Source organism: Kutzneria sp. 744 (assembly GCF_000568255.1).
In the GTDB taxonomy this organism is placed as follows: domain Bacteria; phylum Actinomycetota; class Actinomycetes; order Mycobacteriales; family Pseudonocardiaceae; genus Kutzneria.
Window position 1 is genome coordinate 11,032,466 of sequence record NZ_KK037166.1, and the last position, 14,403, is coordinate 11,046,868.

The following is a 14,403-nucleotide window of genomic DNA, read 5'->3' on the forward strand; positions in this document are numbered from 1 at the left end:
GAGGGAGATCGCACCGTTGTCGGCGTGGCCTTCCGGCCCGGCGGCTTCCGCCCGTTCCTGGGACGGCCGGTCGCCACGATCACCGACCGCCAGCTGCCGGCGGCGGAGATCTTCGACGACATTCCCACCGAGCCGACGGTCGAGGCCGTCGAGGCACCCACCAACAATCCTCTCCTCCCCGCGTCACCTGACCGTCGCCGACGACGGCACTGCGGTGGTCACCGGGGTCGGCAGCAAGCACGGAATCCGTGTGCTGGAGGGAGATCGCACCGTTGTCGGCGTGGCCTTCCGGCCCGGCGGCTTCCGCCCGTTCCTGGGACGGCCGGTCGCCACGATCACCGACCGCCAGCTGCCGGCGGCGGAGATCTTCGACGACATTCCCACCGAGCCGACGGTCGAGGCCGTCGAGGCGATGCTGCGCCGGCGCCGGCCGGAGCCCGATCCGCGGGCGGAAGAGGCGGCGGACCTCGTCGCCACGATCGCCGCCAAGCCGGAGATCACCCGCGTCGACGAGCTCGGCCGGCCCGTCCGGCAGTTGCAGCGGCTGTTCGCCGACTACGTGGGCATCAACCCGAAGTGGGTGATCCGGCGCTACCGCCTGCACGAGGTGACCGAGCGGCTGGCCAAGGGCGCGACGATCGACTGGGCCGGGCTGGCGGCCGAGCTCGGCTACGCCGACCAGGCCCACTTCGTCCGGGACTTCACCAAGATGTTCGGGGAGTCCCCGACGCACTACGCGCAGCGGTACTAGACCGCCAGCCCGCTCAGGTAGGCCTGGCAGGTGGCGCGCATGCGGTCCACGGTCATGTTGTGCGACCCGAGCAGCACCTGGATGGCCAGCCCGTCGATCATCCCGACCACGGTGTTGGCCATCAGCACGGGATCCCCGTCGCCGATCAGCCTCTGGTCCTGGGCGTCGCGCAGCAGGCCGACCACGGTGCGCCGCCAGTCGCCGTAGATGTTCTCGTTGAGTTCCTGCAACTCCGGCTCGCGCAGCCCGTGCACCCACAGCTCGGCCCACACCCGCCACGCCGAGACGCTCTCCGCGTCCAGCGGCGCGTACGACTCGACGAGCCGGGTCAGCAGCTCCAGCGGATCGCCGCCGGCGGCCAGCACGGCCGCCCGGCGCTCCAGCGAGTGCCGGTAGTTGTGCTCGAAGGCGGCGTGCAGCAGGGCCTGCTTGCTGTCGAAGTAGTAGTGGATCGTGCCGGAACTGACGCCCGCTCGCGTCGCCACGTCGGTCAGCCGCAGCTCCTGTATGCCGGACTCGGCGATGACCTCGCAGGTGGCGTCCAGGATCTGCGCCCTGCGCTCGGCCTCGACGCTCGGACGCGGCACGGTCACTCCTTCCGATGGGTGTGACCGTGAGTATAGATAACTGGCCCGCCGGTCAGAGATGGCGGGAGATCACCAGGCGCATGATGTCCGAGGTGCCCTCCTCGATCTCCTCCAGCTTCACATCCCGCATCCACTGCTCCACCGGGAACTCCCGCGAGTAGCCCCAGCCGCCCAGCGTCTGCACGGCGGCCCAGGTGACGAACATGGCCGTCTCCGATGCGGTCAGCTTGGCCATCGCGGCCAGGCCGGTGACCCGCTGGCCGGCGTCGATCTGCCGGGCCGCGTGGTGCACCAGCAGCCGGGCCGACTCGATCCGGGTGGCCATGTCGGCCAGCCGGAAGGCCACGGCCTGGTGTTCGATGATCGGCACCCCGAACTGCTTGCGGTTACGGGCATAGTCCAGCGCGAACTCGTAGGCCGCGCGGGCGGCCCCGACCGCGGCGGAGCCGAGTATCACCCGCGAGATGTCGAAAGTGCCCATCAGGCCGTGAAAGCCGAGACCCTCGTCGCCGAGGCGGTCGTGCGCCGGCACGAAGACGTTGTCGAAGAAGACTTCCCGGCACACGATGGCCCGTTGGCCCATCTTGCGCATCGGCTCGCCGAACCGCAGCCCCGGCGCGTCCCGTTCGAGCAGGAACGCCGTCACGCCGGAGGATCGCTTGCTGCGGTCGGTCTTGGCGAACACCACGTAGTAGCGGGCCGCGCCGGCGTTGGAGATCCACGCCTTCTGGCCGGTCAGCTCGTAGCCGCCCTCGACCCGCCGGGCCGTGGTGATCATCGCCGCCGCGTCGGAGCCGGCGTTGGGCTCGGTGGTGGCCAGTGCCGTCATCGGGGAGTCCGGGCCGGTCAGCGGCCGCAGCCACGTCTCCTTCTGCTCCTCGGTGCCCAGCACGAGGATCGGGTCGGCGAAAAAACCGTTGGAGCACAGCAGGTTGCCGATGCCGGGGTCGCCCCAGCACAGCTCCTCCTGGACCAGGCACTGGGTGAACACGTCGGTGAAGCCGCCGCCCCCGTACTGATCGGGCAGCATGAAGTTGGTGATGCCGACCTCGGCCGCCCGGGCGAACAGGTCGACCGGGGTCACCACGTCCGCCTCGTCCACCTCACGCGCCCGCGGCCGGATCTCCTTGGCCGCGAAGTCGTGGCACAGCTGGACGATCTGCCGCTGCTCGTCGGTGAGCGGCCAGGCCGGGAAGTGGATGGTCATGCGCGGCGTGCCTCCTTGTGCGGTCTGGTCCCGATGATCAGCGCGTCCACGGCGACCGGCCCGTCCGGCCCGACCCGGACGGGGTTCAGCTCCAGCTCTCCGACCAGCGGCGAGGCCGCGACCAGCAGCGACACCCGATGCACCAGGGCGGCGAGCCCGTCGAGGTCGACCGGCGGTCGGCCGCGCCAGCCGTGCAGTAGCTTCGCACAGCGCAGCCGGCCCAGCATTTCCCGTGCCGTCGCCGGGGAAACCGGGGCCAGCTCGGTGGCGATGTCGTGGTGCAGCTCGGTCTCCGTGCCGCCGGCGCCGACCACGACCAGCGGGCCGAAGTCGGGGTCGCGGCGGGCCCCGACCAGGATCTCCACGGTGTCCGGGCGGGTGTCCTGCTCCTCGACGACGTACTCGCCGGGGCCGAGCCGGGCGGCCATCTCGTCGAAGGCCTCGGCCAGCCGCTCCAGGGTGGACAGCCCCGTGCGGACGCCGCCGGCTTCGCTCTTGTGCTCCAACCACCCCGCCTTGAGCACGTACGGCGAGGTCAGCCAGCTGGCGTGGTCGAGGTCCTCACGGCGGCGAACGACCAGGCCGCGCGGAAAGCCGACGTCGACCAGGACTTGGCGTGTCTCCCAGTAGCCGTCGGGCAGGACGCCGATCGGCCGGGTCTGGTAGGGGAGCGGTAGCTCGGCGGGGCGGCCGAGGGCGGCCAGGCCGGTCAGCGCGGTGATGGCCGGCTCGATGCGGTCGTACGTCGGCACGCCGGCGGCCCACAGGGCGTGGGCGGTGGCGCTGTTCGGGCCCATGGAGTGCACCAGCACCGGCTTGCCGGTGGTCGCCGCGATCTCGCCGATCCGTTGCGCCACGGCGATCTCCCGGTCGGCGATGACCGGGATGTCCAGCCCGTACCGTCCGAAGTAGCCGGTGAGCACGGCCGCGTCCACGTCATCGGACCGCAGCACCGCCTCGGTGACGAGGGCGTAGTTGGCCAGATCCTGTTCGCCCGCCCCGGCCAGGTCCACGGGATTGTGCTGCGCGGCCTGGGCCGGCAGGTCGACGCCGATGTCCTGGGAGAACTGGGGAACGTGCAGGTCGTGGGCGTGCGCCACATCCGCCGCGATCCCGCACTGGCCGCCGCTGTCGCCGATGATCGCCACCCGGTCGCCGCGCAGCGGTCTTGTGGCCAGCACGGCGCGGGCGACGTCGATCAGCTCGGCCGGCGTGCGCACCCGCGCGACTCCGGCGGCCCGGCAGGCGGCGTCCACGACGTCCAGCGGCGAGGTCAGGGACCCGGTGTGGGAGCGGGCCAGGCGGGTGCTCGCCGCGCTGCCGCCGACGGTCAGCAGCAGCTTCGGCTTGTCGATCGCGCGCAGCGCCTCGACCAGCGCCATGCCGTTGGAGAAGTTCTCCAGATAGACCGCCACGACCCGCGTCGACTCGTGGTCGGCGAGGTCGGCCAGCAGCTCCGTCGCCGTGACGTCGCTGGCGTTGCCGAGCGAGACGAACCGGGAGATCCCCAGCCCTTGCCGCGCGCCGAGCAGCGCCAGCTCCGAGCCGACCTGCCCACTCTGCGACACGATGGCCAGCGGGCCCGGGGTGAAGCTGCCCCACGCCAGGCGCAGATCCGTTGCCGTGTCGACGATGCCCAGGCTGTTCGCGCCCACCAGCCGCGCCCCGCCGGCCCGGATCCGTTGCGCCAGCTGCGGTTCGTCGGCAACGCCGGCCGTGATGCCGAGGAACCCCTTGACCCCCAGGGAAAGCCCTTCGGTCACGACATCCGGCACGTGTTCCGCAGGCACGCACAGCACCACCAGCTCCGGCACGGCGTCGAGCTCGGTGAGGCTGGTGGCACACGGCCGACCGCAAACCACGCCGCCGCGCCGGTTGACCAGGTCCACCCGGCGACGATGAGCGCCGGTCAGCGCCCCGGAGGCCAGCCAGTAGCCCCATTTGGACCGGTTGTCCGAGGCGCCGACCACCGCCACCGACGCAGGATCACGGAACACGCCCAGTCGCCGCATCGTCGCCCCAGAGTGAGATAACTGGCTCGCCAGTCAGTTATCGTGAGTGGGGCGCCAGGGGTTGTCAACCGCGGTCGATGTGCTGCGTCACCTTCGTCAGGCGCCACTGCACCGAGCGGTGGTCGATGGTGTCGTGCACGGGGGAGCCGGCCATCTCCCCGGTGATGCCGGCCGCGCCGGCCTCGGCCTGCGCCATGCTGTCGTAGGCCACGATGTCGACCACCGTCCCGTCTTCGGCGACCGCGATCCGCCGCCACCGAAAGCCCGGCCGCTGGCGTAGGTAGTCGTTGATGTCGTCGTTCGCCGCGACGAAGTCGTCCGCCGTCAGACCGGCCGCCGGCCGGAGCACCGTCACCTCGAGAATCTCTGTCACGAGAACAGCGTTCACCGGGCGACGGCGTCCAGGAAGGCCGCCGCTTCCTAGGTGTGCGGCACCTGGTGTCGCGGCTTCAGTCGCCGACGAATACCAGGTAGTGGTGCGTTCCACGCAGCACGAGGTCGCACAGATCGCGCGCCTCGTCCATCCAGGCGCCGCCACGGTCCGCGGGCAGTCGGTCCAACTCCCGCAGCAGCTCCGGAACCTGCAGCTCGTTGAACACCGCGTCCCCATAGGGAATCAGCGCGCCGATCAGGGGAAAGGCCGTCCGGTCGAGGTCGACGAGCGTCGTCTCCCACGCAACGCCACTCTTTGCACGAGCCACGACTGCACCGCACAACTCCCGACGCACCTCCATGTTGATCACCGGCACATACTAACCGCGCGACCTTACGCAATCCGATGTCAGTGCGAGGCACTCGCCAGCGCCGCCAGCTGGTCGATGGCGTCCTGGGCGGCCAGGCTCTCCGCCGTGCCGACCAGCAGCTGCTGCCCGGGTGCGTCCTTCACGTCGAAGGTCTGGTACGTGAGTTCCACTCGCCCCACCCGAGGATGCACAAAGACCTTGTACGCCCGCATGAGCCCGGCAACGGTGTGGTCGGCCCACAGCTCACGGAACTCGGCCGACTCGGCCGACAGCTCGGCCACCAGCGCGGAGATCCCCGGATCGGACGGGAAGAGCCCGGCGTTGAGCCGCAAGGCGTGCACGGTGGCCCCGGCCACCAGCGGCCACTCGACGAACACGGCCCGGGCCGCCGAGTGTGTGAACAGGATCCGCGGCATGTTCCGCTCGCCGCCGAAGGGCGACAGCAGCGCCTCGGCGACCCGGTTGGCGGCCAGGACGTCGAAGGCCGGCCCCAGCACGTAGGCGGCCGCCCGCGGGAAGGCGTCCAACAGCTGCACCAACGACGGATCCACCCGCGTCGGCGGCACACCCGGCACGCCCGGGTGAAGCCCGGCCAGCCGGTGCAGGTGATCACGGGCGTCCGGGCCCAGTTGCAGGGCCCGGGCCAACGCCGTCACGACCTGGGCGGAAGGATTCCGTTCGCGCCCTTGCTCCAACCGTGTGTAGTAGTCGGCACTGACCCCGGACAGCACCGCCACCTCCTCGCGGCGCAAACCCGCGACCCGACGCGTGGTCGTGTCGCCGGGCAGACCCGCCTCCGAGGGCTCCAGCCGGGCGCGGCCGGCCCGCAGGAACTCACCCAGTTGGTTGTCGCGGCTCACCATGGGCAAATGCTACTCAGTACAGCGGCTTGCGCCCGATCGCGCCGTAGGCGCAGCTGCGTTCGGGGTGCTCGTCCACGTCCTCCGGCGTCTCCGGCCGCCACTGCGGCACGTAGACCACCCCGGGCTCGATCAGCTCCAGCCCCTTGAACAGCCGCGTGAACTGGTCGCGGTCGCGGGCCGTGAAGGGGCTGTCGGTCTCGTCGTACAGGCGGATCACCTGCTCGCCCTGCTCCCCGGCTGAGTCCTGGGTGCCCTGGGAGATCACCACGTAGCTGTCGGCGGCCAGGGCGTTGCGATAGGCCGCCACGATGGCCTGCGCCTCGGCGTCGTCCTCGACGAAGTGCAGCACCGCCGACATCAGCACCGCCACCGGCTGGGACAGGTCCAGCATGTTCAGCACGACCTCGCTGCGCAGCACGTCCCGCGGCACCCGCAGGTCGGCCCGCAGCGCGGCGGCGTTCGCGTTCTTCTCCAGCATCAGCGCCGAGTGCGCGATGGCCACGGAGTCCCGGTCCACGTACACGACCCGCGCGTGCGGGGCGACCTCCTGCGCGATCTCGTGCACGTTGCCGGCGGTGGGAATGCCGGAGCCCAGGTCGAGGAACTGGGTGATGCCCTGGTCGAGCAGGTAGTGCACGGCCCGCCGCAGGAACCGGCGCGAGGTGCGCAGGATCACCGGCAGGTCCGGCATCGTCTCCTGGGCCCGGTGCGCGAACTCCCGGTCGATGGCCAGGTTGTGGTAGCCGCCGAGGAAATAGTCGTACACCCGGGCGGCGCTGGGCACTTCCGGATCCAGCCCCGTCGGCATCCACGCGGATTCGTGCACGAGCATGACCTCCCGCTTTCACTTCTACGTTCGGCGGACGCCCTTGATTCGCCGCGGAACACTAGTACAGCCTCATGCGGTCGCGGTGACAACGAGGGTCGGCGGTCGGCGCAGATAATCACCGAAGTGGACCACATCGGCGGTAGGGGAGCAGACCGGATCCCACCACGTGACCTGCCGGAAGCCGGCCCCGAGCAGGGCCTGTTCCTGGCTCGCCCGTGACCAGTTGTGCGGGGTGACGTCGATCGTGCCGCCCAGGAACTCGCTGCGCAGCCGAATCGGATCACCGTCGGAAAGTTCAGCCGAAGGGGCTATCAAGTCGAATCCGTACCGCAGGTAGTAACCCGGCTCGCGGGCGAAACCGGGATTGATGGTCACCGTCACGAATCGCTTTCCCGGGCCGGCCAGCGCCGATCGGGCCGAGGCGCACATCGCGGCCAGGGCGTCGTAGGTGTCCGCGTACGGCAGCAGGTGCACGGCGAGCACCACGTCGAAGGCGCCGGCGATCGGCTCCGACGCGTCCTGGAGCACGAAGCTCGCCCCGGTCGGGTCCTCGGCCTCGCGCCGCCAGGCGTGCTCGATCATGCCGGCGGCGCCGTCGATGCCGACCACCGGCCGCGCCCCGCGTTCGGCCAGCAGCCGGGTGTACGAGCCGGCGCCGCAGCCGAGATCCAGCGCCGCCAACCCGGTCACGTCGCCCAGCGCCGTCAGCACCGAATGCTGCTCCACGTCCCGCCGGTACGGCCACACGTCGAAGCTGCGCTCGTACAGGTAGGCCAACTCGTCGAACTGGCTTGTGGTCACGGCACTCCTCACCAGGTCACCGGCAGCTGCATCGGGCGGGTGAACATGCGGTTCGGGTCCCACGGCAGCTCCCGCTCGCTGACCGCCAGGTCCAACGTCGGAAACCGTTGGAACAGCGCGGAAAACGCCTCCTGGAGCACGACACGGGCGAGCTGCGAGCCGAGGCAGTAGTGCGGCCCGGCGCCGAACGTGGCGGAGCCGTCGGTGGCCCGGTGGATGTTGAACCGCTCGGGGTTGCGGTAGTGCCGCGGGTCCCACGTGACCGCCTGCATCGGCACCACCACGGCGTCGCCCTGCCGGATCATGGTGCCGTTCAGCTCCACGTCCTCGCGGGCGATGCGCGGGAAACCCAGGCCGCCGTTGTGGAAGTAGCGCAGCACCTCCTCGACCGCCTTGGGCCACAACGAGGGGTCGGCCACGCACTCGACGAGTTGCCTGCGGTGCAACATGAGGATCATGGGGCCGGTGGTCAGCGGGGCCACCAGCGGGTCGAACGAGGTGACGAAGATCAGGAACAGCGTGCCGAACATCTCCGACTCGCTGATCACGCCCTCGCGGCGGGCTTCGAGCAGCGTGTGCACGGGCGTGTCGGGCGCCGGATCCGCGCGGCGGGCGGCGATCAGCCGGGCGATGAACTGCTTGGCGGCGTCGGTCTCCTTCTCCACGGCCTCCGGCGTCGAGGACAGGTCCAGGCTCATCGGGTAGACCTGCCGGCACTCCGCCGCCAGCTCCGGCGGCACGCCCATCAGCTCGCCCATGGCGTCCAGCGGCAGCGGCGCCGAGTAGGCCTCCACCAGGTCGGCCGGGTTGGGGCCGGCCGACAGCTGATCCAGCAGCCGGTGGGCGTGGCGGGCGAACAGCGGCCGGTGGCGCTGCACCGCGCGGCGGGTGAACCAGCCGCTGAGCACCTGCCGCACCCGACCGTGCGCCGGCGGGTCGAGGTTGAAGATCGCGTCGTGCACCGAGGTGAGGTCCTCGCCGACCATGCGGGGCGAGCCGGGCTCGGCCAGGTTCCGGCTGAACCGGTTGTCGGCCAGCATCTGGGCCACGTCGTCCTTGCGCGTCAGCATCCAGGCCGTGACGCCGCTGGGCAGCCGGACCGGGCACACCGGTTTGGCGCGTTGGGCCCAGGCGGTCAGCGGGGGGAGCGCGCCGGTGTCACCGAGCGGAAACGGGTATTGCAGCGGGAGTTCCGGTTCGATCGTGTCCGTCACGATTTTCCTCCTCCTGGCTGACGATCGCCCACGTCTGGCCGGGCGCCGCGGTGAGAATGGAGCCGCTGTCCGCGATCGCCGCCACCAGTGGAGTGGCACGGTGGTACACGAAAACGCTCCTGTCGGCGCCGAAGACGTCCGGGCCGTCCGTGAGCAGCGGAATTTCAGCAATGACGTAGCGAACCGCGATGTCGATATCGCACTGTGTGACCGGTTGGCCGTCCGCCGCGTTGCCGACCACCTCGGCCGTCATCTCGCGGCAGGCCCGTCGAATGCGCGGATCGGTCAGATATGCCTTGCGTGAGCGGATCAGCGAAGCCCGGTACGCGGCGTCGGCGTGCAGCCGGGTCCAGCTCGTCACGTGCCGCGACGGATCGGGGACGCCCAGGTCGGCCAGGGCTCGCACGGCCGGATTGCGCAGCTGGCGGTAGGCCCGGCGGGCCCGGTGCACCGCCTGTGCCGGCGGGTGGCCGGCCGCCACCAGCGTGTACGCCGCCTCGAATCCGGGAATGACCACGTCGATGGATCTGAATCGGGGCTGCAGCCAGAAAATCAGGTTCCGGATGTATTCCGGCTTGTATCGTCCGTTCTGCGGACTCAGCCCGACCAGAACGTGGTCGCGATGCCTGGCTGTCTCTGCTAACCAGTCGAGAGTGAACACGATGGAGCCCCTCCCTCGCCCGTGCGACATGGTGTCTACGGATCGTTCGAGACGGACAACTGCGCATTTGCATAGCTACATCTGCAAATTTCGGCACAAGTCTAGGTCGGGTTCACCGGTGGCGGACAGAGCTAGTTCGTGTGAAAGAGCAATCACGCGCCGCACTTGACCATCACTCGCCCGAGTTAACCATCCCTCGGGTGGGTGACCCCCCGTCCCGGCCCCGCTGAGACGCCCGGTGTGCCTGCGGCCCTCCCGTGCGGGCCTGCCACCTGGTCATACACCGGATTCTCGCCACTATCGGGTGACTTTCGCGCCGTGCACAGACGATCAACAGCAAAAAGGCGCGGGTCGGAAGACCCGCGCCGCGACGCGGCTGCCGCCCCACACCGGGGCGGCAACCGTCAGGTGATCAACTCTGCGTGGACTCGGCCCGCCGGGGCAGCTTCCAGCCCGGGCGCACGAAGTGGCAGGTGTAGCCGTTCGGGTAGCGCAGCAGGTAGTCCTGGTGCTCCGGCTCGGCCTCCCAGAAGTCGCCCGCCGGCTCGACCTCGGTGACGACCTTGCCCGGCCACAGGCCCGAGGCGTCGACGTCGGCGATGGTGTCCTCGGCGACGCGCTTCTGCTCGTCGCTGGTGTAGTAGATCGCCGACCGGTAGCTCAGCCCGATGTCGTTGCCCTGCCGGTTCTTCGTGCTCGGGTCGTGCACCTGGAAGAAGAACTCCAGCAGGTCCCGATAGCTGGTCGCGCTCGGGTCGAAGACGATCTCCACGGCCTCGGCGTGGGTGCCGTGGTTGCGGTAGGTGGCGTTGGGCGTGTCGCCGCCGGAGTAGCCGACCCGGGTGGACAGCACGCCGGGCTGCCGCCGGATCAGGTCCTGCATGCCCCAGAAGCAGCCACCGGCCAGCACCGCGGTCTCGGTCGTGTTGCTCATCGCTCCCTCTCTGCTCTTTCCCCCCGGCCCGTACAACGCGGGCCCGGCCGGTTTTGGTCCCGGCTGTGACATGCGTCCGGTCCAGCGTAAGCAGTGCGTAAGAGGTCTCAGGCGCCCTTGTCGAAGAAGTCGGCCAGAAGAGCCGCTCGGGCTTGGCTCCCAGGTGTTGCCTCACCCGCCGGGTGACCCCGGCCACGACGAACTTGTTCGTAACGAACATGTTCGTTAGTATCGGTTCATGACCAAGACACTGCTCGCTCTGCACGGTGGCCCGGGGCGGCGCTCGGTCCAGCCGATCGTGGACCGCTTCGGCGACACGGTGCTCGCGCCGACCCACGCCGGCTGGGACGGCACACCCCGGCCGGACTGGTACGAGGGCGTGGACGACCTCGCCATCGAGTACCTCGACCTGTTGGACGACGGCGGCCACGACGACGTGGGGGTGATCGCCAGCTCGTTCGGCGGGTGGATCGCCGCCGAGATGGCGGTCCGCGACCGTGGGCGGCGCATCTCCGGGCTGGTGCTGATCGACGTGATCGGCCCGCAGATCCCGGGCCACCCCGTAGGCATGCCGTCGGTGGACGACGCGCGGCTGCCGGAGGAGATGCGCGCCAACTTCGCCAACGTGTTCCACTACACCGCGCGCCACCCGCAGGGCGATCCGCGGCTGCCGCATCGCGTGCAGCGGATCGCCGTGCCGACGCTGTTCATCTGGGGCGGGGACGACCGCATCGTCAGCCTGGACTACGGCCGCGCCTACGCCGCCCGGTTTCCGAAGGCGGAGTTCGTTGTGCTGCCCGGGATCGGCCACGCCCCGCTGATGGAGGCGCCGGAGCGCACACTGGACCTCGTCGCCGATTTTCTGCGGGTCTGACGAACATGTTCGCCACGAACACGTCCGTTAGGGTCGGCCGTATGGCAGACACCTACAACCGGCGGGAGCGTCCGGCCAAGCCGGCGCTGAGCCGGGACGGCATCGTGGCGACAGCACTGGCCGTGATGCGGTCCGAGGGCATGGAAAAGGTGACCATGCGGCGGCTGGCCAAGGAGCTCGACACCGGCCCGGCCTCGCTCTACGTGTACGTGAAGGACACCGAGGAACTGCACGCGGCGATGCTCGACGAGCTGCTCGGCGGGGTGGAGCTCGACCCCGGCCCGGACGGCGACTGGCGGGCCCGGCTGTGGCGGGTGATGACGTCCTACCGGCGGGTCCTCTTCGACCACCCCGGTCTGGCCCGGGTCGCCCTGGTCGCCCGGCTCAGCGGCCCGAACTACCTGGCCGTGATCGAGGCGGTGCTGGCCCGGCTGGCCGAGGGCGGCATGCCGCGGGCGCAGGCCGGATGGACGGTCGACCTGCTGATGCTGGTGGCCACGGCCAGCGCCGTGGAACAGGGCACCCGCAGGGCCAGCGGCGCGGCGGCCGACCACGACCTGATGATCAGCGCCCTGCTCGGCGCCTCGGCGCAGACCTACCCCAACATCGCCGCCCACGCGGTGGAGCTGACCGGCGGCCCCGCCGCCTCGCGGTCCCGCTGGATGTTCGACGTGTTGCTGTCCGGTGCTTTCGGCACACCCACACCCGGAGAAGGAGATCTACCATGAAGATCGTCATTGTCGGCGGCGGCCTCGGCGGCCTGACCCTCGCCCGCGTCCTGCACGTCAACGGCATCGAGTCCACTGTGTACGAACTCGACGAAACGCCGACCTCCCGTGATCAGGGCGGAACTCTTGACCTGCGTGAGGACACCGCGCAGCGCGCCCTGCGCGAGGCCGGCCTGTTCGACGAATTCCGTGCGCTGGCCCGTGATGAGGGCGAGGCGATGCGGTTGGTCGACGCCAACGGGGTGGTGTACATCGACGAGATCCCGGACGAGCCGGGCGGCCGCCCGGAGATCGACCGCAGCGCGCTCAAGCGCATCCTCGTCGAGTCGCTGCCGGCCGGGACCGTGCGGTGGGGAGCCAAGGTCACGGCGGTCACCCTGTCGTCGATCACCTTGAGCGACGGCGAAACCGTCGCGGCCGACCTGGTCGTCGGCGCGGACGGGGCGTGGTCGAAGGTGCGGCCGCTGCTGTCGGACGCCATGCCCGTCTACTCCGGGCTGTCCTTCGTGGAGACACATCTGTCCGATGTGGACGCACAGCACCCCGCACTGGCGGCGTTCGTCGGCCACGGCTCGCTGTACGGCCTCGGCGACGGCAAGGGCATCATCGCCCAGCGCAACGGCGACGGCCGGATCCGCGTCTACGTCGCCATCCGCAACGAGAACGAGAACTGGGTCGGCGCCGATGTCGTCGACGCCGACCCGGCGCAGACCCGATTGCGGCTGCTGGAGATCTTCGACGAGTTCGCCGAGCCGCTGCGCGGACTGATCGCCGACGGCGACGACGTCTTCGTGCCGCGGCCGATCCACGCCCTGCCCGTCGGCCACAGCTGGGAACGGGTGCCCGGCGTCACGCTGCTCGGTGACGCCGCGCACCTGATGTCGCCCTTCGCCGGCGAGGGCGCGAATCTGGCCATGCTCGACGCCGCCGAGCTGGCGTTGGCGCTCGCTTCGCACTCCGACCTGGAATCGGCGCTGAAGACCTACGAGACCGCGATGTTCCCGCGCGCCGAGGCGGCCGCCGCGAAGTCGGCGTCCAACCTCGTCGCGTTCTTCGAGCCCGACGGCGCCGAGCGGATCGGCCGGATGTTCGCCGAGTACTCAGGTCAGTAGCCAGCCGCCGTCGATGTTCAGGTCGTGGCCGTTCATGCCGCCGTTGCGCAGCAGGAACTCCGTGGCGTCGGCCACCTCGTCCATCGTCACCAGCCGGCCCAGTGGCGTGCGGGCCACGGCCGGGTGCGTGTCCTTGACGGCGCTCCACTTAGGACTGTCTCCGACCACGCCCGAGTGCAGCGCGTTGAACCGCACCGGCGCCAGCTCCTTGGCCAGCGTGCGGGTCAGGCCGGTGACGCCGGCGTTGATCGTGGTCACCATCGTCGAGCCCGGATAGGGGCGTTCCTTGGCCAGGCCGCCGAACAGCACCACCGACGCCCCCGGCCGGAACCTCGCGGTCAGCACCCGGACCGTCTCGGCGTAGCCCACCAGCTTGATCGTCACCGAGTTGATCGCGTCGGCCACGTCGAACGTGCCGATGCTCTGCACCGTCTGCTCGATCGCCGTGATCACCAGGTGGTCGACCTCGCCGACCTCGGCCAGCGCCGCCTCGATCGTCGTCGGTGCGGCCAGATCCAGGGCGATTCCCTTGGCGTCGCCGCCGATCTCCGTCGCCACCGTCTCGGCGCGGCCCTTGTCCCGGCTGGTGATCACCACGATGTCCCCGCGCCCGGCCGCCCGCTCCGCCACCAGTCGGCCGATGCCGTGGCTACCCCCGACCACCACTGTTGTTCCCATTTGAACATCCTGGCACGGGGTTTCTTCGGTACTGGCCGGAACTGACCGAAAGGGCAGCGACTCAGTCCTCGGCTTCCGCCGCCTCGTCCACCGCGTCGGTGTCCCTCCTGGTTCAGGGCCTGGCCCAGCTGAAGTCGTGCCTGGTGGCGAATTCCACGTAGCCGCAACGGGCGAAGGCCGCCCGCATGCGGCGATTGGCCTGGTCGGTGTCGGTGGTGATCTGAGTGAGGCCGTCGTCGAGCACGGTGGCCGTGCCGTAGGCCAGCAGCTGCCCCGCGTAACCACGGCCGCGCTGCGTCTGGACCACGCCGAGCTCCGCCATGATGGCCCGGTCCCCGTGCACGCGAGCGGCCTGGAACATAGCCGACGGCATCGCCGGCCGGGTCCACGCCGACGACGAACCAGTGCT

17 protein-coding genes are annotated in these 14,403 nt (G+C 70.3%); 4 read left to right on the plus strand and 13 right to left on the minus strand.

The genetic code is table 11. The features are described 5' to 3' along the window. The first annotated feature begins 214 nt into the window (after positions 1 to 214). Complete coding sequence (locus tag KUTG_RS49955; RefSeq protein WP_232241367.1) at positions 215 to 751, plus strand: AraC family transcriptional regulator; 537 nt, start codon at positions 215 to 217, stop codon at positions 749 to 751. Here the strand turns inward: KUTG_RS49955 and KUTG_RS49960 are convergent. From KUTG_RS49960 to msrA, 11 genes are all read right to left on the minus strand, one after another. Then, positions 748 to 1,338, minus strand: coding sequence for a TetR/AcrR family transcriptional regulator (locus KUTG_RS49960; protein ID WP_043733588.1), 591 nt, complete (start codon positions 1,336 to 1,338; stop codon positions 748 to 750). The two genes, KUTG_RS49955 and KUTG_RS49960, sit on opposite strands and share 4 nt — an antisense overlap. Before the next feature lie 52 nt (positions 1,339 to 1,390). Beyond that, entirely contained in the window at positions 1,391 to 2,545 is a 1,155-nt protein-coding gene (locus KUTG_RS49965) for an acyl-CoA dehydrogenase family protein (RefSeq protein WP_043727028.1), read from the minus strand. Further along, the gene (locus KUTG_RS49970) at positions 2,542 to 4,521 is read right to left on the minus strand and encodes an acetate--CoA ligase family protein (protein WP_198047643.1); all 1,980 of its coding nucleotides are present in this window, start codon (positions 4,519 to 4,521) and stop codon (positions 2,542 to 2,544) included. Before KUTG_RS49970 ends, KUTG_RS49965 begins: the two co-directional genes overlap by 4 nt. 100 nt (positions 4,522 to 4,621) lie before the next feature. Further along, positions 4,622 to 4,930, minus strand: coding sequence for a hypothetical protein (locus tag KUTG_RS49975; protein WP_043727031.1), 309 nt, complete (start codon positions 4,928 to 4,930; stop codon positions 4,622 to 4,624). Positions 4,931 to 5,006: 76 nt separating this feature from the next. Next, entirely contained in the window at positions 5,007 to 5,300 is a 294-nt protein-coding gene (locus KUTG_RS49980; RefSeq protein ID WP_043733590.1) for a hypothetical protein, read from the minus strand. A 38-nt stretch (positions 5,301 to 5,338) separates the two neighbouring features. Beyond that, on the minus strand, positions 5,339 to 6,163 hold the full coding sequence (locus KUTG_RS49985) for a helix-turn-helix transcriptional regulator (RefSeq protein ID WP_043727033.1): 825 nt from the start codon (positions 6,161 to 6,163) through the stop codon (positions 5,339 to 5,341). A gap of 13 nt (positions 6,164 to 6,176) precedes the next feature. After that, positions 6,177 to 6,995 carry an SAM-dependent methyltransferase gene (locus KUTG_RS49990; RefSeq protein ID WP_043727034.1) on the minus strand — a complete coding sequence of 273 codons (819 nt, stop codon included), beginning with the start codon at positions 6,993 to 6,995 and terminating at the stop codon, positions 6,177 to 6,179. 66 nt (positions 6,996 to 7,061) lie between these two features. Continuing rightward, positions 7,062 to 7,793, minus strand: a complete 732-nt coding sequence (locus KUTG_RS49995) for a class I SAM-dependent methyltransferase (RefSeq protein WP_198047644.1) — start codon at positions 7,791 to 7,793, stop codon at positions 7,062 to 7,064. Positions 7,794 to 7,801: 8 nt separating this feature from the next. Then, positions 7,802 to 9,007 (minus strand): cytochrome P450, encoded by a 1,206-nt coding sequence (locus KUTG_RS50000; RefSeq protein ID WP_043727036.1) that lies wholly within the window; start codon positions 9,005 to 9,007, stop codon positions 7,802 to 7,804. Continuing rightward, positions 8,952 to 9,668: a tRNA-dependent cyclodipeptide synthase gene (locus KUTG_RS50005; RefSeq protein ID WP_043727038.1), complete on the minus strand. Its 717-nt coding sequence runs from the start codon at positions 9,666 to 9,668 to the stop codon at positions 8,952 to 8,954. The genes KUTG_RS50000 and KUTG_RS50005 overlap by 56 nt, the downstream gene beginning before the upstream one ends. A gap of 412 nt (positions 9,669 to 10,080) precedes the next feature. Then, positions 10,081 to 10,602, minus strand: coding sequence for a peptide-methionine (S)-S-oxide reductase MsrA (msrA, locus tag KUTG_RS50010; RefSeq protein ID WP_043727039.1), 522 nt, complete (start codon positions 10,600 to 10,602; stop codon positions 10,081 to 10,083). Positions 10,603 to 10,840: 238 nt separating this feature from the next. Here msrA and KUTG_RS50015 point away from each other — a divergent pair, with 238 nt between their 5' ends. From KUTG_RS50015 to KUTG_RS50025, 3 genes are read left to right on the plus strand one after another with little or no spacing between them, the layout of a single operon-like run. Further along, the gene (locus tag KUTG_RS50015; protein ID WP_043727040.1) at positions 10,841 to 11,476 is read left to right on the plus strand and encodes an alpha/beta fold hydrolase; all 636 of its coding nucleotides are present in this window, start codon (positions 10,841 to 10,843) and stop codon (positions 11,474 to 11,476) included. A 41-nt stretch (positions 11,477 to 11,517) separates the two neighbouring features. Further along, positions 11,518 to 12,204, plus strand: coding sequence for a TetR/AcrR family transcriptional regulator (locus tag KUTG_RS50020; protein ID WP_043727042.1), 687 nt, complete (start codon positions 11,518 to 11,520; stop codon positions 12,202 to 12,204). After that, entirely contained in the window at positions 12,201 to 13,316 is a 1,116-nt protein-coding gene (locus KUTG_RS50025) for an FAD-dependent oxidoreductase (RefSeq protein WP_043727044.1), read from the plus strand. The genes KUTG_RS50020 and KUTG_RS50025 overlap by 4 nt, the downstream gene beginning before the upstream one ends. Here the strand turns inward: KUTG_RS50025 and KUTG_RS50030 are convergent. After that, entirely contained in the window at positions 13,305 to 13,994 is a 690-nt protein-coding gene (locus tag KUTG_RS50030; protein ID WP_043727045.1) for an SDR family oxidoreductase, read from the minus strand. The genes KUTG_RS50025 and KUTG_RS50030 overlap by 12 nt on opposite strands. A gap of 112 nt (positions 13,995 to 14,106) precedes the next feature. Next, complete coding sequence (locus tag KUTG_RS50035) at positions 14,107 to 14,355, minus strand: GNAT family N-acetyltransferase (protein ID WP_043727046.1); 249 nt, start codon at positions 14,353 to 14,355, stop codon at positions 14,107 to 14,109. Positions 14,356 to 14,403: the final 48 nt, after the last annotated feature.

Coding starts and splice junctions, on each gene's coding strand:
- KUTG_RS49965 (WP_043727028.1), bottom strand. CDS start 2,545: ATGACCATCCACTTCCCGGCCTGGCCGCTCACCGACGAGCAGCGGCAG.
- KUTG_RS49985 (WP_043727033.1), bottom strand. CDS start 6,163: ATGGTGAGCCGCGACAACCAACTGGGTGAGTTCCTGCGGGCCGGCCGC.
- KUTG_RS49990 (WP_043727034.1), bottom strand. CDS start 6,995: ATGCTCGTGCACGAATCCGCGTGGATGCCGACGGGGCTGGATCCGGAA.
- msrA (WP_043727039.1), bottom strand. CDS start 10,602: ATGAGCAACACGACCGAGACCGCGGTGCTGGCCGGTGGCTGCTTCTGG.
- KUTG_RS50015 (WP_043727040.1), top strand. CDS start 10,841: ATGACCAAGACACTGCTCGCTCTGCACGGTGGCCCGGGGCGGCGCTCG.
- KUTG_RS50020 (WP_043727042.1), top strand. CDS start 11,518: ATGGCAGACACCTACAACCGGCGGGAGCGTCCGGCCAAGCCGGCGCTG.
- KUTG_RS50025 (WP_043727044.1), top strand. CDS start 12,201: ATGAAGATCGTCATTGTCGGCGGCGGCCTCGGCGGCCTGACCCTCGCC.
- KUTG_RS50030 (WP_043727045.1), bottom strand. CDS start 13,994: ATGGGAACAACAGTGGTGGTCGGGGGTAGCCACGGCATCGGCCGACTG.
- KUTG_RS50035 (WP_043727046.1), bottom strand. CDS start 14,355: ATGTTCCAGGCCGCTCGCGTGCACGGGGACCGGGCCATCATGGCGGAG.